The organism is Nonomuraea sp. NPDC050547, assembly GCF_044457345.1.
GTDB lineage: Bacteria > Actinomycetota > Actinomycetes > Streptosporangiales > Streptosporangiaceae > Nonomuraea.
On sequence record NZ_JBITGW010000016.1, the window covers coordinates 219,534 to 237,810 of the forward strand.

Annotated in this window: 18 protein-coding genes; 11 read left to right on the forward strand and 7 right to left on the reverse strand. The window is 71.2% G+C overall.

Annotated features, from left to right (window positions below):
- The first annotated feature begins 40 nt into the window (after nt 1–40).
- Nucleotides 41–313: a hypothetical protein gene (locus ACIBHY_RS35795; protein WP_397254650.1), complete on the forward strand. Its 273-nt coding sequence runs from the start codon at nt 41–43 to the stop codon at nt 311–313.
- 120 nt (nt 314–433) lie between these two features.
- On the forward strand, nt 434–748 hold the full coding sequence (locus ACIBHY_RS35800) for a hypothetical protein (protein ID WP_397254652.1): 315 nt from the start codon (nt 434–436) through the stop codon (nt 746–748).
- Here ACIBHY_RS35800 and ACIBHY_RS35805 read toward each other — a convergent pair.
- A complete protein-coding gene (locus tag ACIBHY_RS35805) occupies nt 745–1,467 on the reverse strand; it encodes a TetR/AcrR family transcriptional regulator (RefSeq protein ID WP_397254654.1) in 723 nt (240 codons plus the stop codon). The genes ACIBHY_RS35800 and ACIBHY_RS35805 overlap by 4 nt on opposite strands.
- Before the next feature lie 88 nt (nt 1,468–1,555).
- Here ACIBHY_RS35805 and ACIBHY_RS35810 point away from each other — a divergent pair, with 88 nt between their 5' ends.
- From ACIBHY_RS35810 to ACIBHY_RS35835, 6 genes are all read left to right on the forward strand, one after another.
- Nucleotides 1,556–2,497, forward strand: coding sequence for an ATP-binding cassette domain-containing protein (locus tag ACIBHY_RS35810; RefSeq protein ID WP_397254656.1), 942 nt, complete (start codon nt 1,556–1,558; stop codon nt 2,495–2,497).
- A complete protein-coding gene (locus ACIBHY_RS35815; RefSeq protein ID WP_397254658.1) occupies nt 2,494–3,312 on the forward strand; it encodes an ABC transporter permease in 819 nt (272 codons plus the stop codon). The genes ACIBHY_RS35810 and ACIBHY_RS35815 overlap by 4 nt, the downstream gene beginning before the upstream one ends.
- A 24-nt stretch (nt 3,313–3,336) precedes the next feature.
- Nucleotides 3,337–3,834, forward strand: coding sequence for a DUF1707 domain-containing protein (locus ACIBHY_RS35820; protein WP_397308998.1), 498 nt, complete (start codon nt 3,337–3,339; stop codon nt 3,832–3,834).
- An 80-nt stretch (nt 3,835–3,914) separates the two neighbouring features.
- Nucleotides 3,915–5,726: a penicillin acylase family protein gene (locus ACIBHY_RS35825; protein ID WP_397308999.1), complete on the forward strand. Its 1,812-nt coding sequence runs from the start codon at nt 3,915–3,917 to the stop codon at nt 5,724–5,726.
- Nucleotides 5,723–6,904: an MFS transporter gene (locus ACIBHY_RS35830; protein ID WP_397309000.1), complete on the forward strand. Its 1,182-nt coding sequence runs from the start codon at nt 5,723–5,725 to the stop codon at nt 6,902–6,904. Before ACIBHY_RS35825 ends, ACIBHY_RS35830 begins: the two co-directional genes overlap by 4 nt.
- A complete protein-coding gene (locus ACIBHY_RS35835) occupies nt 6,897–7,748 on the forward strand; it encodes an alpha/beta fold hydrolase (protein WP_397254666.1) in 852 nt (283 codons plus the stop codon). Before ACIBHY_RS35830 ends, ACIBHY_RS35835 begins: the two co-directional genes overlap by 8 nt.
- A gap of 2 nt (nt 7,749–7,750) precedes the next feature.
- Here the strand turns inward: ACIBHY_RS35835 and ACIBHY_RS35840 are convergent, their stop codons facing one another.
- From ACIBHY_RS35840 to ACIBHY_RS35850, 3 genes are all read right to left on the reverse strand, one after another.
- Nucleotides 7,751–10,009 carry an FdhF/YdeP family oxidoreductase gene (locus ACIBHY_RS35840; RefSeq protein WP_397309001.1) on the reverse strand — a complete coding sequence of 753 codons (2,259 nt, stop codon included), beginning with the start codon at nt 10,007–10,009 and terminating at the stop codon, nt 7,751–7,753.
- A gap of 207 nt (nt 10,010–10,216) precedes the next feature.
- Nucleotides 10,217–10,825 (reverse strand): hypothetical protein, encoded by a 609-nt coding sequence (locus ACIBHY_RS35845; protein ID WP_397309002.1) that lies wholly within the window; start codon nt 10,823–10,825, stop codon nt 10,217–10,219.
- Between the two features lie 2 nt (nt 10,826–10,827).
- A complete protein-coding gene (locus ACIBHY_RS35850) occupies nt 10,828–11,412 on the reverse strand; it encodes an RNA polymerase sigma factor (protein ID WP_397254672.1) in 585 nt (194 codons plus the stop codon).
- Nucleotides 11,413–11,711: 299 nt separating this feature from the next.
- Between ACIBHY_RS35850 and ACIBHY_RS35855 the strand changes: the two genes are divergently transcribed.
- Nucleotides 11,712–12,503 carry a helix-turn-helix transcriptional regulator gene (locus tag ACIBHY_RS35855; protein WP_397254674.1) on the forward strand — a complete coding sequence of 264 codons (792 nt, stop codon included), beginning with the start codon at nt 11,712–11,714 and terminating at the stop codon, nt 12,501–12,503.
- 50 nt (nt 12,504–12,553) lie between these two features.
- Here the strand turns inward: ACIBHY_RS35855 and ACIBHY_RS35860 are convergent, their stop codons facing one another.
- Nucleotides 12,554–14,089: a long-chain fatty acid--CoA ligase gene (locus ACIBHY_RS35860; protein ID WP_397309003.1), complete on the reverse strand. Its 1,536-nt coding sequence runs from the start codon at nt 14,087–14,089 to the stop codon at nt 12,554–12,556.
- 72 nt (nt 14,090–14,161) lie between these two features.
- Here ACIBHY_RS35860 and ACIBHY_RS35865 point away from each other — a divergent pair, with 72 nt between their 5' ends.
- The gene (locus ACIBHY_RS35865) at nt 14,162–14,536 is read left to right on the forward strand and encodes a hypothetical protein (protein WP_397254678.1); all 375 of its coding nucleotides are present in this window, start codon (nt 14,162–14,164) and stop codon (nt 14,534–14,536) included.
- 78 nt (nt 14,537–14,614) lie between these two features.
- Here ACIBHY_RS35865 and ACIBHY_RS35870 read toward each other — a convergent pair whose 3' ends face one another.
- Nucleotides 14,615–15,529, reverse strand: a complete 915-nt coding sequence (locus ACIBHY_RS35870) for an aldose 1-epimerase family protein (protein WP_397254680.1) — start codon at nt 15,527–15,529, stop codon at nt 14,615–14,617.
- Between the two features lie 102 nt (nt 15,530–15,631).
- Here ACIBHY_RS35870 and ACIBHY_RS35875 point away from each other — a divergent pair, with 102 nt between their 5' ends.
- On the forward strand, nt 15,632–17,692 hold the full coding sequence (locus ACIBHY_RS35875) for a histidine kinase (protein WP_397309004.1): 2,061 nt from the start codon (nt 15,632–15,634) through the stop codon (nt 17,690–17,692).
- Here the strand turns inward: ACIBHY_RS35875 and ACIBHY_RS35880 are convergent.
- Entirely contained in the window at nt 17,579–18,187 is a 609-nt protein-coding gene (locus ACIBHY_RS35880) for a DNA-binding response regulator (protein WP_397105872.1), read from the reverse strand. The genes ACIBHY_RS35875 and ACIBHY_RS35880 overlap by 114 nt on opposite strands.
- Between the last annotated feature and the right edge of the window lie 90 nt (nt 18,188–18,277).

An 18,277-nucleotide genomic window follows, 5' to 3' on the forward strand; every position in this document is an offset into this window, starting at 1 on the left:
GCCCAGCGGGGCGCCGGGACCCCCGACCGGAAGGGACACCATGAGAAGGAGCATCGTGGCCGCCGCGATGGCGGCCGCCCTGGCCTGCACGATCACCACTCCGCCGGCGTCCGCGGCGGCGGCGATCTACACGTGCGCCAGCGGCAACCGCTTCCTGCTGTCCGACATGCTGGGATATTTCATCATCGCCAGCGGGTGCACCGGTCCGGCCGGCCCCGGCGGCGGCACGGTCTCGATCCCCTCCGGCACCTACCACTGCATCACGGTGAACTTCAACGCCACCATCAACCTCCTCAACGGGCAGCGCTGCTGAGCCCGCGCGAAGCGCGCATCCGGCGGTGACCAGGCGCGATCACCGCTCAGAGCTCGAAAGCGAATCCAAAGCCACCCTATGTAGCCTCTGACGCCCAAGATCACGCTGAAGAGGGAAACCATGCTCAAGAAGCTCACCGCCACGGCCGCCCTGGTCCTGGGCATCGTCGCGGTTCCCGCGGCCGCGCACGCCGACCCCGCCCCGATCACCAAGTGCTACAGCGGCCAGATGACGGGCAGCTCCGGCGACGGCGGCTTCGCCAGGTGCAACGCGGGCTACGGCTGGGTCCGCGTCCGGATCGAGTGCTGGAACGACTACAGCAAGAAGGCCGTGTACTACGGCTCGTGGGTGGGCCGCAACCAGGAGTCCTACGCCTGGTGCAACAGCCGCTACCCCAACCTGGGGAAGATCGGCCACGAGAAGAGGAACCTCTAGCCCGGTGCGGGAAGGGCCGTGGCGATGAAGTCGAGGACGCGCCTGAGCCCGTCCCGGAACTGGTCGTCACGGCTCAGGTGCGGGTGACGCGCCTCCATCACGATCTTGGTGAAGATCGGGTACTCCCCGCTCTTCACCAGCCCCTCGATGTACGGGTAGTTCCGCGTCATCCACTCCGACTCGCTGAGCCCGCTGCGGCGGACCTCCCTGGCCGAGCTGATCTCCTCCCGGACGACGCCCTCGATGTAGCTGTTCAGCATGGCCATGAGGCCGAGGTTCTCGTCGATGGAGACGAAGGGGTCGAGCACTCCCATCATCCGTTCGATCAGGAGCAACTGGTTGGGGCCGAAGCTGGGAAGTGACCGCTGAACGGCGCCGATCCAGGGGTGCCTCAGCCACATGGCCCGCAGCCCGTCGGCGTAGCGGGTCAGGTCGGCCCGCCAGTCTCCTGAGGGCATGCCCGTGACGTCGATCTCGCCCTGCATCCGGTCGGCCATGAGCTCGACCAGGTTGTCGCGGCTCGGAACGTACCGGTAGAGAGACATCGCGCCGGCGCCGATCTCGGCGGCGATCCGCCGCATGGTGGCGGCCTCCAGCCCCTCGGTGTCGGCGATCCGGATCGCCGCATCGGTGATCTGCGCGCGGCTGTAACCCGGCTTCGGCCCGCGGGCCGGGCGCTCGGGCAGCATCCAGATGTTCACGTACTCGGCGTCGGTCACCGCTCCACCCTTCCCTACTTGCGTACATGGTACCCAGTAATTTACTCTGGCCGCGATAATCGCGTACAACGTACCCAGTGGAGAGGTCATGGCTGATCCGATCGTGCTCGCCGAAGGACTGCGCAAGTCCTTCGGCGACACCCATGCGCTGCGAGGGCTGGACCTGAGCGTCCCGAAAGGAACGGTCTGCGGCGTGCTCGGCCCCAACGGCGCCGGGAAGACAACCGCGGTGCGCATCCTGGCGACCCTGTCCGATCCCGACGCCGGGCACGCCCGCATCGCCGGATACGACGTCGTGCGCGAGGCCGACAAGGTGCGCGCCAAGATCGGGCTCGCGGGCCAGTACGCCGCCGTGGACGAGAAGCTCACCGGCCGCGGCAACCTGCGCATGTTCGGCCGTCTCTCCCACCTGTCCCGGGCCGGGGCGCGCCGGCGAGCCGACGAGCTGCTCGACCGCTTCGGCCTGATGGACGCCGCCGATCGGCAGGTCAGCGGCTACTCCGGCGGCATGCGCCGCCGCCTCGACCTGATCACCAGCCTCATTCTGCGCCCCGAGGTGCTCTTCCTGGACGAGCCCACCACCGGCCTGGACCCGCGCAACCGCGGCGAGATCTGGGACAGCATCCGCGAACTCGTGGCGGACGGCACGACCGTGCTGCTCACCACCCAGTACCTGGACGAGGCCGACCAGCTCGCCGACGACATCGCCGTCGTCGACCACGGAAAGGTGATCGCCACCGGCACGCCCGACGAGCTGAAGGCCACGATCGGCGACCGCCTCGACGTCACCCTCGAAGACCCCGCCGCGACGCCCGCGGCGGCGACCGTCCTGAACACCCTCGCCGGCAGCGAGCCCACCGCGACCGACGGCCGGCTCACCGTCGCCCTGCCCCCCACCGGCCTCCGCCTCGCCGACATCGTGCGCGGGCTCGACCACGCCGGAGTCGCCGCCGCCGACGTGAGCCTGCGCCGTCCCACCCTCGACGAGGTGTTCCTGCGCCTCACCGACCGCAAGGAGCCCGTCCGATGACCGCTCTCACCTCGTCCCTGGGCCGCCTGCGCTGGACGCTCACCGACGGGCTGACCCTGGTCGGCCGCGAGCTGGGACGGCTGCGCAACAATCCCGGCGAACTCGTCGTGGCGCTGATCTTCCCGGCCGTCATGGTGGTGCTGTTCGGGTACGTCTTCGGCAGCGCGATCCAGGTGCCGAACGGCGGCGACTACCGCGAATACCTCATGCCCGGCCTGTTCGCGATGGTGACCTTCTCCGCGGTGATGGGGGTCATGACGCGCATGGCCGGCGACGCCTCCCGCGGCGTGATGGACCGCTTCCGCTCCATGCCGATGGCGCGCCTGGCGGTGCCGTTCGGGCAGACCGGCGCCGACCTGCTGATCGGTCTGCTGATGCTGGCCATCATGGTGGGCGCGGGCCTGCTGGTGGGCTGGCAGCCGCACAACGGCCTCATCCCCACGGCCCAGGCGTTCCTGCTGATGATCGTGCTGCGGTACGCGCTGAGCTGGGCAGGCGTCTACGTGGGCCTGGCGGTGAAGAACGAGCAGGTCGCCGACGCGATGGTGCCGCTGTTCCTGCCGTTCACGATGCTGTCCAACGCGTTCGTCCCGACCGGCGGCATGCCGGGCTGGCTGCGCTTCCTGGCCGACTGGAACCCGGTCAGCGCGCTCACCGCCGCCTCCAGGCACCTGTTCGGCAATCCGGGCGCCCCGTCCGGGGACGTGGCCTGGCCACTGGCGCATCCGGTGGCCACCGTCCTGCTCTGGTCGGCGGCGCTGCTGGTGGTGTTCGTCCCGCTGTCGCTGCGCGCGTACTCACGCCGGGGGCGGTGACGCGTGGTGATCAAAGAACGTGTGATGGTCGAAGAAGCGGACCGCGATACGGCGGTGCGCCGCGTGCAGGAGGCGTACGCCCAAGGACACCTCACCCACCAGGAGATGAACGAACGCCTGCACCAGGCGCTCACCGCCGCAACCCCCGGCGAGCTCGCCGCCGCGCTCCCGGACGGCGAGGAGCGGGCGGGCACGATCGCCGCCGTCAGCGGGCTCATCCTGCGGCGCGGCGCCTGGCGGGTGCCCAGGACGCTCAAGGTCGAGTCCGCGCTGGCGAAGGTGCGCCTGGACCTGTCGCGCGCGATCATCGACCATCCCGTGGTCGACATCGAGCTGCGGCTCGGCACCGGCGCGGCCCTGATCACGGTCCCCCGCGCCGCGACCGTCGACCTCGACGGCCTGGCCGCCGGGTGGAAGGACCCGCGCTACAGGGCCGGGCGGCACGGCACGGCAGGACCGACGATCCGTATCTCGGGCGCCATGGGCCTCGGACGCCTGACGATCCGCCACGCCCGCCGCTGAACCCATCGGCCAAGGGTGCGGGCAGGTTCTTGGCCGATCGGACAAGGTTCGGCGCCATCTCTTCACGCACTGTTGAGCCCATGGACAATTCGTGGGGCTCGGTGCGCATCCACCGCGACCCGTACGGCACCCCGCTGCTCGACGCCACCAGCGAACCCGCCGCCTACTTCGGCCTCGGCTACGCCCAGGCGCAGGACGACCTGCCGGGTGTGCTGCGCCAGTACCGGCTGGTCCGCGGCGAACTCGGTGAGCCGGAGCGCGACGCCAACCAGCGTCGCTGGCAGGTGCTCGAAGAGGCCAGGCGTGGATTCGACAGCCTCCCGGCCGACCTGCGCGAGTGCTATGTGGCGTTCGTCGCCGGGATCGCGGCGTGGATGGACGAGCACCCGGCCGACGTGCCCGCGTGGGCGCCGCCGCTGGAGCCCGCGCTGCCGATCGGCGTCAACCGCACGGTGATGCTGTACTGGATCATCGTCGACGCCGTCACGGCGCTGCGCGCGGCGGGCCTCACCCCGGCGGCCCCGGCCTCCGAACTGGACCTCGCCCTGGTCCCGCCCGGCTCCAACGCCTGGGTGCTCAGGCCGTGGCGGACGGCGGCCGGGGAGACGATCCTGGTCAGCGACCCGCACCTGCCCTTCGGCGGCGCCTTCGAGATGTACGAGGCCGTCGTCAAGGGCGGCGACCTGCACTACACCGGGTTCGGCTTCCTGGGCGCGATGCTGCCGCCGCTCGCCCACAACGCCGACGTCGCCTGGGGCCTGACGACCGGCGGGCCGCGCGTGTCCGACGCCTACCGCATCGAGGTGGACGGCGACGTCTACCGCTACGACGGCGAGACCAGGAAGGTCCTGGAGTACGGAGGCCATCCCCACGTGCTGCACAACGGCGTGATCGCCCCGGTCGTGGCCAGGGACGACGCCGCCGTCTACGTGGTGTGCACGCCGTACATGGGACGGGCGGGACAGACGGAGCGGCAGTTCATGGCGATGCTGCGGTCCCGTGACACCGGCGAGCTGCGCGCGGCGCTCGACGCCTGCGACTTCCCGCCGCAGAACCTGCTGGCGGCCGGCTCCGCGGGCGACTGCTTCTACCTGCGCACCGGCCGGGTGCCCGTGCGCGGCTTCGAGGAGCGGGGCGTGCTGGACGGCAACACCTCGGCGACCGCCTGGCAGGGAGTCCGCCCGGCGGCCGAGCTGGTGCAGCTGGCCAACCCCGTGTCCGGATACCTCCAGAACTGCAATACCGCGCCCGACACGGTGGCGCCCGACCCGGCGCTGTCTCCCGAGCACTGGCACCGCGACGCCTTCAACGATGAGGCGGGCCGCGACACCAGCAGGGGCAGGCGCAGCGTCGAGCTGCTGAGCAGGGCCTACGCCACCGACGTCGAGGAGGTGACCGCGTGGGCGATGGAGGACCGCTGGATGGACACCCCGCTGTGGCAGGCCAAGCTCGCCGACGCCGCTGCGGCCGACCCCGCACGCGTCGCCGGGTGGCCCGGCGGGCATCGCCTGCTGCTGCGCAGGCTGCTCGGCTTCGACGGGCACGCCGGTCCTGACTCGGTGAACGCGATGGTCTGGCTGGCCTGGCGTTCGGCGGGTGAGGATCCGCTCGACGCGCTGGAGAAGGTGGCGCCGGCCGTACCGGAGGAAGCGTATGGCGCGGCGCACGAGCTCGCGCCCGGGGTGCCCGGTCGCGGGGGCGCGCTGCTGGAGCTTGAGGTGCCGCTGCGCGCCACCTACTTCTCCGGCGGGCGGGCCTATGCGGGCGGTCCCTGCCTGCGGATCGTGGCTTTCGGCCCGTACGGCATGCGGTCGTGGAGCGTGTCGATGCCCGGCCAGGCCGAGCTGTACGGCCGCGGCGAGGTCAAGCCGATCGTGTTCGACCCCTCATGAGGCTCTATCCCGTCCTCGCCGTCGGCATGCTGGCGATCACCGACGCCTTCGTCAACCAGGCGCTCAGCGTGCTCGCGCCGGACATGACCAGCTCGCTCGGCGTCTCGGCGAGCGCGCTCGCCACGTTGATGGCGATCCAGCTGCTGGCCGTCGGAACCGCGCCGTTCCTGATGGCCGCGCTGGTCGGCGGCCGGCCGCGGCGCGCGGTGATCTCCATCGTCACCGGCTTCGTCTGGAGCCTGTCGACGATCGCGATGGCGTTCGCGAACAGCGTCTGGATGGTCGGCGTGCTGCTCGTGCTGAGCGGCCTGGCCAACGGCAGCCAGCTCGCGCTGCACTCGCCCCTCCTCGCCGACCTGTACGAACCCGCCGTCCGCGGCCGGGTGCTCGCCCTGTACGGCGCCGCCACCCCCGCCGGGGCGATCCTGAGCCCGCTCACCGTCTCGGCGCTGGCCGGATGGCTGGACCTGGACTGGCGGGCCGTGTTCGTGGTGCTCGGCGTGGTGTCGATGCTGGGCTGCCTGTTCGCGCTGCGGCTGCGCGATCCGGGCATCGGCCGGTTCGAGGCCCCGGCGGGCGGCGGCGGGCTGCTGCGGTCCAGGACGTTGCGGCGGGTCTTCGCGTGCTTCGTCGCGTTCGGCATGCTGCTGGTGCCCGCGGCGACGTTCCTGTCGATCCATCTCAAGGATCGCTGGGGGCTGGAGACCGAGGCGCGCGGGATCTTCACCGCGGTCTGCTCGGCCGCGACGATCGTGGTGCTGGTGACGCTCGGGCGGCGGCTCGACGGGATCTTCACGTCGGACCCGCGCCGGGTCCCCTACGTGATCGCCGTGCTCCTGGTCTGCTGCGGCTCGGCGTTCGCGCTGGGGGTCAGCGCGCCTAATGTGGTGTTGTGCCTGATCGCGTTCTTCGTCGGGCTGATGCTGACGCCGCTGATCCTGCCGATGATCACGCTGATCATGGTCTCGGTGACCGCGCCCGCGCAGCGCAGCTACACCGCCAGCTTCTTCGGCATCAGCCTCGCGGTGGGCGGGCTGGCCGGCGCCTGGCTGATCGGCTCCGGCGGCGCCCTCGGGATGGCGATTCCGGCGCTGGTGGCGGGCCTGATCATCGCCTCGGCCGCGCGCACGATCCAGCATGATCTTGTCCCGGTGAAGAAGGAGAATCTCAGTGTCTAGTGTCTTCGGCGACTCCAGGTACGCGACGCTGCCGGACGGGCGGCGGCTGCACCACGTGACCCAGGGCTCCGGCGGGCCGGTCGTGGTGCTCGAGTCCGGGCTCGGGGCGACCCGCACCGAGTGGGGGCTGGTGCTGCCCGCCCTGGCCAAGCACACGACGGTGGTGGCCTACGACCGGGCCGGGCTCGGGCGCAGCGACCGCGATCCGGCCCGGCGCGACCTGGAGCGCATGGTGGCCGACCTCGGGCACCTGCTGGATCACCTGGGGGCGGGGCCGTACATTCTGGCCGGTCACAGCCTGGGCGGGCCGATCATCCGCAGTTACGCGGCCGCGCACCCCGAGCGGGTGGCCGCGCTCGTGCTGATCGACCAGGCGGCCGAGGACCTGGACATCTACTACGCGCGGCGCACCAGGGCCGTCGCCCTCGCCCTGCAGTCGGTGCTGATCGTCCTGTCCCGGCTCGGCGTCAAGACCATCACCTCGGAGGTACGCCGAATCCTGCGCCTGTTCCCGCCGGACATGCGGGCCGAGGCGGTGGCCGAGATGACGCGTGCGTCGGAGCTGCGGGCCACCCGGGCGGAGTACGAGGCGCTCGCGGAGGGGCTCGCCCCCCTGCGCGACTCCACCCGCCCGCTCCCGCCGGTGCCCGTGACGGCCATCAGCGGCGCGCTGGCCCCGACCGCGATGGAGCGGCGCGTGCGGCCGGACCTGATCGCCAGCCATCGGCGGCTCGTCGCGGCCCTGCCGTACGGCAGGCATGTCGTGGCGGGGAAGTCCGGGCACATGGTCCCGCAGGACGAGCCCGAGCTGGTGATCGAGGAGATCGTCCGCCTTCTGCCGTGAGGTCAGGCGGCCGGGTCGATGGTGACCCGGAGGTGTTTCATCAACGGCTGGTCGCTTTGGGTGCTGTGGTCGGTGATGGAGCACAGGACGTTCATCTCGGGCATGTATCCGGCGCAGCAGCCTTTGGGCAGGTTGTGCTGGACGGCGAGGTAGCCGTGCAGGGAGCGGGTGGTGCCGTCCCTGGCGGTGCTGGTGACGTCGACGGGATCGAACTGGCCGATGCCGCGTTCGCGCATGTCGTCGGCGTTCATGAAGACGAGGGTGCGCAGGTTCTTGATGCCGCGGTAGCGGTCGTTGCCGGAGTAGATCGTGGTGTTCCACTGGTCGTGGGAGCGCATGGTGCCCAGGATCAGCGTGCCGGGCGCCGGGACGACGTCGGGCAGCCGGGCGGTGGAGAACTCCGCCTGGCCGGAGGGCGTGAGGAAGACCAGCTCGCGGGCGGGCTGCTTGATGCGGAAGCCCATGGGCAGGCGGACCCGGCGGTTGAAGTCCTCGAATCCGTCCAGGACCTGGGCCATGGTGTCGCGGATGCGGTCGTAGTCCTCGACGTACCAGTCCCAGGGGGTGTCGCTGTGCGGGAGGGCGGCGCGGGCCAGGCCCGCGATGATGGCCGGCTCCGACAGCAGGTGGTGTGAGGCGGGGCGCTTCATTCCGACCGACAGATGCACCATGCTCATCGAGTCCTCGACCGAGGTCTGCTGCACGCCGCCGCGCTGCACGTCCTTCTCGGTGCGGCCCAGGCACGGCAGGATGAGCGCCCGGCGGCCGTGGACGAGATGGCTGCGGTTCAGCTTGGTGCTCACGTGGACGGTCAGCTCGCACGAGCGCAGCCCGGCATGGGTGTAGGGGGTGTCGGGCGCGGCCATGGCGAAGTTGCCGCCCATGCCGACGAACACCTTCACCTCGCCCCGGTGCATCGCCTCGATGGTGGTCACCACGTCCAGGCCGTCGGCGCGCGGCGGGTCGATGCCGCACACCCGCGCCAGCCGGTCCAGGAACTCCTTGGGCGGCCGGTGGTCGATGCCGCACGTCCGGTTGCCCTGGACGTTGCTGTGCCCGCGCACCGGCGACGGCCCCGCGCCCTCCCGGCCCAGGTTGCCGCGGAGCAGGAGCACGTTGACGATCTCCCGGATGGTGTCGACGCCGTGCTCGTGCTGGGTGACGCCCAGGCACCAGCTGATGATGCTGCGGTCGGCGCCGCGATACACACGCGCGGCCCGCAGGATGTCGTCGCGGCCGAGACCGCTCTGCCGTTCGATCTCCTCCCACGGCGTGGCCGCGCACAGGGCCTTGTACTCCGCGAACCCGGTCGTGTGCCGGTCGACGAACTCCTGGTCCACGGCCCCGGGATCGCTCTCCGCCCGCTCCAGCGTCGCCTTGGCGATGCCGCGCATGAGCGCCATGTCGCCGCCGCTGCGTACCTGGAGGTTCAGGGTGCTGGTGCGGGTCGCGCGGAACAACGCCATCTGCGTGAACTCGTGCGGGATGATCGTCCGGGTGGCGCCCGCCTCGATCATCGGGTTGACGTGCACGATCTGGGCGCCGCGGCGGTAGGCCTCGGCGAGGCTGGTGAGCATCCTGGGGGCGTTGGAGGCCGCGTTGACCCCCATGACGAACAGCGCGTCCGCGCTGTCCCAGTCCTTGAGGTCGGCGGTGCCCTTGCCGGTGCCGAGCGAGGCGTGCAGAGCGCGGCCGCTGGCCTCGTGGCACATGTTGGAGCAGTCGGGCAGGTTGTTGGTGCCCAGTTCGCGGGCCATGAGCTGGTAGAGGAAGGTGGCCTCGTTGCCCAGCCGGCCCGAGGTGTAGTAAGCGGCCTGGTTCGGGTCGTCCAGTTCGCGGACCGTCCGGCCGAACAGCTCGAACGCCTCCTCCCAGCTGATGGGGACGTAACGGTCGGACGCGGCGTCGTAGGACATCGGCTCGGTCAGGCGGCCCTGGTCCTCCAGCGCGAAGTCGCTCCACCGCGACAGCTCGCTCACTGTGTGGGCGGCGAAGAACTCCCGGCCGACCCGCTTGCCGGTCATCTCCCACGTGACGTGCTTGATCCCGTTCTCGCAGATGTCCAGATGCAGGCCCTGGGTGTCCGGCCACGCGCACCCCGGGCAGTCGAAGCCGCCGTTCTCGTGGTTCATGCGCAGCACGGCGCGGGGGCCGTCGACGAGTTCGCGCTCGTGCACCACGAACTCGGTCACGGCCTTGGCCGCTCCCCAGCCGGCGGCCGGGTGGTGGTAGGGACGGGACTGCGGCGGCCCCTCTGGCACCGGTCCAACGCTGGGCTCTTCGCTCATTTCACCAGTTAAGCCCAGCGCCCGGTTGCTACCCGAAAGTCTGGTTAATTCCATACTTCGTGGATCGCGTTTCCATGGCAGGAGTTTGCCTTTCCAGGCCGCCGCGCACCTGGAGAAGCGCGGCATGTCCGCCGAGGCGGCGCGCGACCTGACACGACCACGAGTGCGGGAGTTCCTGGGCTAGGAGCTTGGGCGGGGAATGGGTGTGCAGGGCTTCACCGTGCTGCCCGCCTTGGCCAGCCAGGTGCCGAGCTGCCAGGGAGCGGGACCCCCGGGCGTCTCCGAGTACTCCAGCACGACCGTCTCACCTGGCCGGATGTGCTCGGGGGAGATCAGGAGCTCCCGCTGGGAGAGAACCCGGGTGGCCCGGAACGAGCGCCACTCCTTCTCTTTGCCGCGCGTGAAGATCTCGTCCCCGTTGTACGCCCCGTCCACGCTGTCGAACCGGGGCGTCTCGGCGCACCACGTGTTCGTGGGCAGGAACGTCACGTCGGCCGTGACGCCGGCCGCGGCGAGGTCGGCCTCCAGCGCTCCGGGGTCGCGCAGTTCGTTGACGGCCACCGTGATCGTGCCGTCCGGGTTCGTGGTCACCGCGTAGGCAGGGGTGCCGGTCACCACGATCAGCGGGGTGGCCACGACCGCCGCCGCGGCCCCCGCCGCGACCAGCAGCCGGGGGGCGGTGAAGCGGCGTCTGGGACGCATGCCGTTCAGCAGCCGCCGCCTGGCTCCGGCGAGATCCTCGTGGGTGCCGGGCTGGACGGTCGCCCACATGCTCTTGAGTTCGTTCATCGTCATTCTCCTTGTCCTGGCCGCAACGCTTGGCGGATCTGGGCTCGGGCCCGGTTGAGCCGGGAACCGACGGTGCCCAGCGGGATGGCGAGCGCGTCGGCGATCTCCTGGTAGCTCAGCTCGGCCCAGGCGACCAGCAGCAGCACGTCGCGATCGACCTGTTTGAGCTTCAGCAGCGCCCGCGCCAGCGGCAGGTTGACGGCCAGCGTGTTGACGCCGTCCTCGACCTGCGTGTTCGCGGTCTGCGCCGGGTGCACGCCGGTGCGGAGGTAGGCGCGGTAGAGGCTGGTCTCGGTACGCCGCCGCTTGCCGATCACATTGGAGGCGATGCCGTACAGCCAGGGGCGGGCGTCGGGGCGGCCCCGGTCATATGCGCCCCGACGCTGGAAGGCGGCCAGGAAGGTGTCGGCGACGACGTCCTCGGCCTCGGCGGGCCCCAGCCGCCTGGTCACATAGCGATGCAGTAACGGTGCATACCTATCGAAAAGGTCGGCGAAGACCTCCGGCTCGGTCAGCGATCTCTCGATGAGAGCCGCGTCATCCAAGGCCGCGTCATCGACGTTGACGTCTTCGCGGGCGAGTGTCATGCATGTCGGCCTTTCCTGGTGTGTACGGTCACCTGTACTTACCGCGCCAGGCCGAAAAGCTTCACCCCGCCGGCCGGACGGGATGCCGTCGAAGGTCCCGGCCGGCACCGGGGCGGGGATCGCGGGCAACGCCTGCGGCAGAAGAAGCACCCGCACAGGGTCACGAAGTGGCCCTAACGGCGACCCACCCCTCACTGGTTGTCCCCAAAAAGGAATGGCCCTTAAGGCTTTTGGGGCTTTTGATGCTTTAGAGCCGCACAGACGCGAGCAGATACGCTGGCCCGCAGGAGGGCGGTGTGATGTCACATCCCTGGCGGGGCTGGTGCTTGATCCGGCCCGGCCTTCTGCTTTTCGGCGGCACCGTCGGCAGGAACGACCTGCACGCGCACCACGCGGTCCAACTGATCGTGTCCGCGCAGCCGTTCACGATGGGCGACGCCCACGGTGGAGAGCTGACCACGCAGATCGCGATCGTCCCGCCCGACATCCGCCACGCGGTGCGCAAGGGGGCGCACGAGGCCCTGCTCGCGCTCCTGGATCCCCGCAGCTCGCCCGGCCGTTCCCTGCTGGCGCGCTTCGGGGCGGGATCCACGGCGTCGCACTGGGCGCCGGTTCTCCAGGATCCGCCGGTCCCGGCCGAGGGCATCCTGCCGCTCATGTTCGCCGCGCCGGCGGCCGGTCATGCTCGCTCGGCCGAGGCGGCGGCCGCGCTGCGGACGGTGGAGGGGTGGACCGGCCACAGCGCGGCCGCGGGCGCCCGCCTCCACCCCGCGGTGGAGGCGGCGATCGCGGTGATCCCCACGCTTCTGCGGCGCGGACCGGTACGGCTGCGCACGGTGGCGGACGCGGTCCACCTGTCGCCGAGCCGGCTGGCGCACCTGTTCGGCGCGCACGTGGGGATCCCGCTGCGGCCGTACGTGCGGTGGCTGCGCCTGCAACAGGCCATCGGCCTGGTGGCCAAGGGACAGACGTTGACGACGGCCGCGCACAGCGCCGGCTTCACCGACGGCCCGCACTTCACCCGGGTCTTCCGCGACACCTTCGGGACGACGCCCTCGGAGCTGGCCGCCGCGATCGACTGGCTGCCCTGAAGCCGGTGCCCTGAGCTGGTGAACGGTCCCCGCAGACGCTCACCAGCTCGCTAGCGCAGCTCGCGCTTGAGGATCTTGCCGGTGGCCGAGATCGGCAGGGTCTCGCGGAACTCGATGATCCGCGGGTACTTGTAGGCCGCCATGTTCTCCTTGGCCCAGCCGATGAGCTCGTCCCCGCTCGCCGTAGCGCCGGGCGCCAGGATGACGTACGCCTTGACCTCCTCGCCGTGCGAGTCGTGGGGCACGCCGACCACCGCCACCAGCGAGATCGCCGGGTGCGTCATCAGCACCTCCTCCACCTCGCGCGGGTAGACGTTGAAGCCGCCCCGGATGATCATGTCCTTGGTGCGGTCGATGATGGAGTAGTAGCCCTCCTCGTCGCGGGTGGCGATGTCGCCGGTGCGGAACCAGCCGTCCCGCATGACGTCCGCGGTCTCCTCGGGCCTGCCGTAGTAGCCCTTCATGATGTTGTGCCCGCGGACGGCGACCTCGCCGGGGCCTTCGCCCTCGATGGGGTTCCACTCGTCGTCCACCAGCCTCATCTCCACGCCCCAGATGGGGAAGCCGATGGTGCCGGGCTTGGTGGGCCGGCTGAGCTGGTTGAAGCTGGCCGCCGGGGAGGTCTCCGACAGGCCGTAGCCCTCCAGGATGGGGATGCCGAAGGTGGACTCGAAGTCCTTGAGCACCTCGATCGGCAGGGAGGCCGCCCCGGACACCGCCACCCTCAGCGTCTTCGGCACCTCGTCCCCGTCGCTGTGGATCTTCGAGAGCATCGCCCAGTACATGGTCGGCACCCCGGCGAACATGGTCACCTTCTCCCGGCACATGAGTTCCAGCGCCGCGCCGGGGTCGAAGCGCGGCAGCAGCACCAGGGTGCCGCGCCTGCGCAGGCAGACGTTCATGACCGAGACCTGGCCGAAGGAGTGGAAGAGGGGCAGCACCGCCAGCGAGACGTCGCCTTCGGGGTCGGCGGGGAACATCCCGTCGCTGACCATGGTGTTGATCAGCAGGTTGGCGTGGGTCAGCACGGCGCCCTTGGCCTGGCCGGTGGTGCCGGAGGTGTAGAGGATGGCCGCGGTGTCGCCGGGCTCGGTCTGGACCGTCTCGAACTCCGCGGACATGCCGCCCAGCGCCGCCCAGAACGACTCGCCGTGCTCCGACTCGGTGGCCAGCGGCGTCGTGGGCAGCACGATGAACTGCTCGCACCCGTCGGTGGTGTCGAAGGCCTCCCGCCCGCGCGCGCCCATGGGCAGCTCGGGCGTGCCGTCGAAGCAGAAGAGCGCCTTGGCGTCGCTGTCGGCCAGGTGGTAGGCGATCTCCCGCGGCTGCAGCAGCAGGTTGAGCGGCACCACGGTCGCCCCGGCCTTGAGGATGCCGAAGTAGACGAAGGGGAAGTAGGGCACGTTCGGGCAGAGCAGCGCGACCTTGTCACCCTTGCCGATCCCCCGAGCGACCAGGAGGTTGGCCACCTGGTTCGCGACAGAATCCACCATCGAGTACGGCAGGCGCAGGTCCCCGAAGACCAGGGCGGTGCGGTCCGGAACATGGCGGGCACTGTCTTCCAGAATGATCGACAGATTGAGCATCGCGACCCTTTCCTCGATGCCAAGACACGGAACTTCGTACGGTCCAGAATGCCGCGAGGGTGGGGGAAGCACTTGTACGAACGTGCCGTCCTGTGGGCCAGGCGCCATCCCGAGTGCCCGGGGATCGTCAACCTCGACGGGCCGCGGTCGGCGGAGAACGATCCCGGCAACTACCCGGGCATGGACCCCGTGGCGCGGGACGAGGCGCTGGCCCGGCTCAAGGCCGCGTTCGACGCGCAGGCCGCGAGCATGGGACGGCCGCTGCCGGTCGAACTCCTGCCCATGGTCCCCGCCCGCGCCCGCGTGGAACGCGACGGCGAGGTCTACGCCCGGCCCGGTGCCGATCTCCTCGAAGCGGTGCGGTACGCCCCGGAGTTCCGCGACACGATCCCGCCGCTGCGCGAGGTGACCTGCCCCGCCCTGGTCACCGAGTGGCTGCGGCCGTAGATCAGGTGGAGGAGCGGCCGCCCGCGGTGGTGCCGAGCACGACGCCGACATGGAACGGGCGATGCCGGAAGCACACGGCTAGGCCGCCGCGGTGATCCCCCACGTGCCGGTGAACAGGTCGCCGGGCTGGAGGACGACGAGGTCCGTACGGCTGGCGAAGCCGTTCGGCGGGCAGGTCATCGGCTCGGCGCCGAGGCCCCTGCGGCGTTCAGGGCCGGGCACGGAGTCGGCGGTGTAGAGCTCCAGCCACGGGTGGGCGCGGTCCGTCCAGAGCGAGGTGGTGCGGGTGGTCCCGGTCAGGTGGACCCAGGCCCGGCCGTCGGCGTCCCGCTCCAGGTCGGTGAACGCGCGGTCGATCCGCAGGTCGCCGAGGGTACGCGGGGTGCGCAGGTCGAACGGGGTGCCGTCGACGGGCTCGGCCGGGCCACGCGGGATCATCATCGCGTCCACCGGCAGGTGCCTGCGGCCGGGCGCCTGGACGGCGCAGCCGTCGATGGGCTCCCCGACGGTCAGGTACGGGTGCGCGCCGTGGGCGTACGGCGCCGCCGTCTCCCCGTCGTTGAGCGCGGTGACCCGGATGGTCAGACCGGACCCGGCGTCGAGCGCGTACTCGGCCCGCAGCGCGAGCCGGAACGGGTAACCGGGGCTGCCGAGCAGCCTGCACGTCAGCGCCACCGCCTCCGGCGTCTGGCTCTCCAGGTTCCAGGGCAGCCACCGGACCAGGCCGTGGATCGCGCAGTCGAAGCGGGGCTCGGAGATGTCGAGCTGGAGTTCGCGCCCCTCCCAGGAGTAGCGGCCGCGCTCGATCCGGTTGGGCCATGGGATCAGCAGCTGCCCGAAGGCGGCCGGGGCGACCTGCTGCGGGCCGTACGTCAGGACGAGGTCCTGCCCGTCCAGCCGCAGGACGCGGAGCCCGGCGCCGGACTCGGTCACCACGGCGGTGTAGCCGCCGGCCGACAGCGTGAACTGCCCGCCGCTCACAGCAGAGTGCATGTAGCCCTACCTACCCGCGCCCCAAAACAGGAAATGTCCGCATTACTGCAAAGAAGATGCCCGGTTGCGGGGGTTACGCGAAGTTTCTCCTAAGCTTCCCAGGTGGCGAAACGGGCATGGATTCTGGTCATCGCGGCACTGGCGAGCTTCGCGAGCATCTACGTGGCGGCGGGCTCCTGGCTGGCCGTGGTGGTCTGCGTGGCGCAGCTGGCGTTCGTCCGGTGGCGGCACGGGTGGATCCTGGCCGTGGTCGTGCTGGGCTCGTACGCGGCGGTGCTGGGGTTCGGCACCTCGGTCGGCATCCTCGGCTTCGCCGGCGGCGCGCTGCTGCTGACCCGGCTGCGCCCGCTCGCCGTACTGGTCGTGGGCAGCGCGGCGGTGCTGGGCAACGCCGACGGGGCGATCAGCGCGATGCTGATCGCCCTGGTCGTCTACGGGCTCACGACGCTGATCGGGCAGGTCGAGGAGATCACCGCCACCCGGCTGGCGCTGGCGATGTCCGCGGCGGCCGAGGAACGGCTGCGCATCGCCGCCGAGCTGAACCAGGGCCTGGGCCGGGCGCTGGCGACGATCGCGGCCGGCGCCCGCGCGGGCGACCCGCAGGCCGAGACGGCCCGAGCCTCGCTGGCCGAGGCGCGGGCGGCGGCGGCCGGTTACCGGGCGATGTCCCTGGCGCCGGAGATCACCACGGCCAGGGCGATGCTGTCCTCGGCCGGGATCGCCGTGGAGGTACGCGTCGGCCACGAGGAGCCGCTGGGCCCGGCGGGCGCGCTGCTGGCGGCGGTGCTGCGCGAAGCCGTCACCGACGTACTGCGTCAGGCCACGGCGAGCCTCTGCGTGATCGAGACCGGCCGGGTCTTCCTGCGCGTGACCAGCGACGGCGCCCGCACCGCCGACGACGCGTTCCTGGACGACCTGCCCGCGCGCGTCGAGGAGGCGGGCGGCAGGCTGGTCACCCGGCTGACCGACGAGGGACGGCTGAGCGTGGAGGCGACCCTGCCCGACCTGGGCAGGCCGCGTGCCGACCACGACTCCTACCGGCTGTCGGTGGTGCTGGCCGCGGCCGTCCTGCTCGGTTTCGTGGTCAAGGGGCTGATGCAGACCCCCGCTCACCTGCTGGCCCCGGCCGCCGCGCTCCTGGCCGTGATCGTGGTGCTCCAGCTGACCTCGGTGAGGGGCCGCCACATGGGCCGGCTGGCGGCGCTGACCGCTCTGACCTATCTCCCGATGCCGTTGCTGGGCCGCAGCTGGCTGGGCGTCCTGGGATTCCTGGCCGGGCCGGTGCTGCTCTCGTTCTCCTGGCGGGTGGCGGTGCCGCTGGCCGGGCTCGTCGCGGCCAGCGCGGCGGTGGCGAGCCACCTGATGGGCCTGCCGGTCCCGGCGCTGGTCAACTACACGCTGAGCACGCTGGTGACCGCCATGGTCCTGTACGGCCTGATCAAGCTCGCCCAGATACTCAAGGAGTCACGCGACTCCCGCGACGCCCTGGCCCGCGCGGCCGTCGTCGAGGAGCGGCTGCGCGCCGCCCGCGACCTGCACGACCTGCTCGGCCACAGCCTGGCCGCCATCCTCATCAAGTGCGAGCTGGCCCGCCGCCTCGGCAACCCGGAAAGCGAGCTGCGCGACATCGCCGAGATGGCCGAGCGCGCCCAGGCCGACCTGCGCTCGGTCTCCGGCGACCACCGCGACCTGCTCCTGCCCGCCGAGGCCGACAACGTCCGCGCGGTGCTGACCGCCGCCGGAATCGAGGTCACGGTCGAGCTGTCCCACCCGCCGCTGGCGGCCGCCGCCGAGACGGTGCTGAGCACCGTCCTCAGGGAGGCGGTCACGAACGTGCTCCGGCACAGCACCGCCCGCCACTGCACCGTCACCACCACCGCCGACGGCCACCGGGTACGGCTGCGCGTCCGCAACGACGGCGTCAAAGGTGGCCCGATCCGCAGGGGCTCGGCCGGGATCGGCAACCTCACCACCCGCCTGGCCGCCCTCGACGGCACGCTGTCCACCACGCGGGAGGACGGCTGGTTCACCCTGGAGGCGGCGCTGCCGTCAGATCCAGCCGGACTCGCTCGCGATGCGGACGGCGTCGGTGCGGTTACGGGCGTTGAGCTTGGCCACGATCGCCGTCAGGTAGTTGCGGACGGTGCCCGCGGTCAGGTGTAGCCGTTCCGCCACCTCGGTGGCCTCGGCCCCACCCGCGACCAGGCGCAGCACGTCGACCTCGCGCTGGGTGAGCGGGTTGTCGGCCAGGTCCCAGGCGGTCACGGCCAGCGAGGGGTCCAGGACCCGCCCGCCTCCCGCCACGGTGCGGATGGCGGCGGTCAGCTCCTCGGGAGGCGCCGTCTTCAGCAGGAACCCGTCGACCTGGGAGGCCAGGGCGCGGCGCAGGTGGCCGGGCTTGCCGTACCCGGTGAGCATGAGGGTGCGGCAGGCGGGGAGCTTGCCGCGGATCGTGGCGGCGGCGTCCAGGCCGTCGATGGTGCCGGGCATGTCGATGTCGAGCACGGCCACGTCGGGCCGGTGAACGAGCGCGGCGGCGACGGCGGCGTCCCCCGACTCGACCGCTTCGACGATCTCCAGGTCGGCCTCAAGCCCGAGCAACGCCACCAGGGCGCCCCTGATGACGTGCTGGTCCTCGGCCAGAAGTACGCGAATCACGGGGTCATGTCTACCAGTGTCCGCTTTATGACGAGGTCATGGTGACCCGGTGAGCACGTCTCTGTCCTGCGACAACGCCCGCCAGCAGGC

What these genes read in the sequence shown, in the direction of transcription:
- ACIBHY_RS35800 (WP_397254652.1), top strand. Translation starts at nt 434, where the DNA reads ATGCTCAAGAAGCTCACCGCCACGGCCGCCCTGGTCCTGGGCATCGTC.
- ACIBHY_RS35855 (WP_397254674.1), top strand. Translation starts at nt 11,712, where the DNA reads ATGTCACATCCCTGGCGGGGCTGGTGCTTGATCCGGCCCGGCCTTCTG.
- ACIBHY_RS35845 (WP_397309002.1), bottom strand. Translation starts at nt 10,825, where the DNA reads ATGAACGAACTCAAGAGCATGTGGGCGACCGTCCAGCCCGGCACCCAC.
- ACIBHY_RS35860 (WP_397309003.1), bottom strand. Translation starts at nt 14,089, where the DNA reads ATGCTCAATCTGTCGATCATTCTGGAAGACAGTGCCCGCCATGTTCCG.
- ACIBHY_RS35870 (WP_397254680.1), bottom strand. Translation starts at nt 15,529, where the DNA reads ATGCACTCTGCTGTGAGCGGCGGGCAGTTCACGCTGTCGGCCGGCGGC.
- ACIBHY_RS35850 (WP_397254672.1), bottom strand. Translation starts at nt 11,412, where the DNA reads ATGACACTCGCCCGCGAAGACGTCAACGTCGATGACGCGGCCTTGGAT.
- ACIBHY_RS35820 (WP_397308998.1), top strand. Translation starts at nt 3,337, where the DNA reads ATGGTCGAAGAAGCGGACCGCGATACGGCGGTGCGCCGCGTGCAGGAG.
- ACIBHY_RS35825 (WP_397308999.1), top strand. Translation starts at nt 3,915, where the DNA reads ATGGACAATTCGTGGGGCTCGGTGCGCATCCACCGCGACCCGTACGGC.
- ACIBHY_RS35815 (WP_397254658.1), top strand. Translation starts at nt 2,494, where the DNA reads ATGACCGCTCTCACCTCGTCCCTGGGCCGCCTGCGCTGGACGCTCACC.
- ACIBHY_RS35795 (WP_397254650.1), top strand. Translation starts at nt 41, where the DNA reads ATGAGAAGGAGCATCGTGGCCGCCGCGATGGCGGCCGCCCTGGCCTGC.
- ACIBHY_RS35830 (WP_397309000.1), top strand. Translation starts at nt 5,723, where the DNA reads ATGAGGCTCTATCCCGTCCTCGCCGTCGGCATGCTGGCGATCACCGAC.
- ACIBHY_RS35810 (WP_397254656.1), top strand. Translation starts at nt 1,556, where the DNA reads ATGGCTGATCCGATCGTGCTCGCCGAAGGACTGCGCAAGTCCTTCGGC.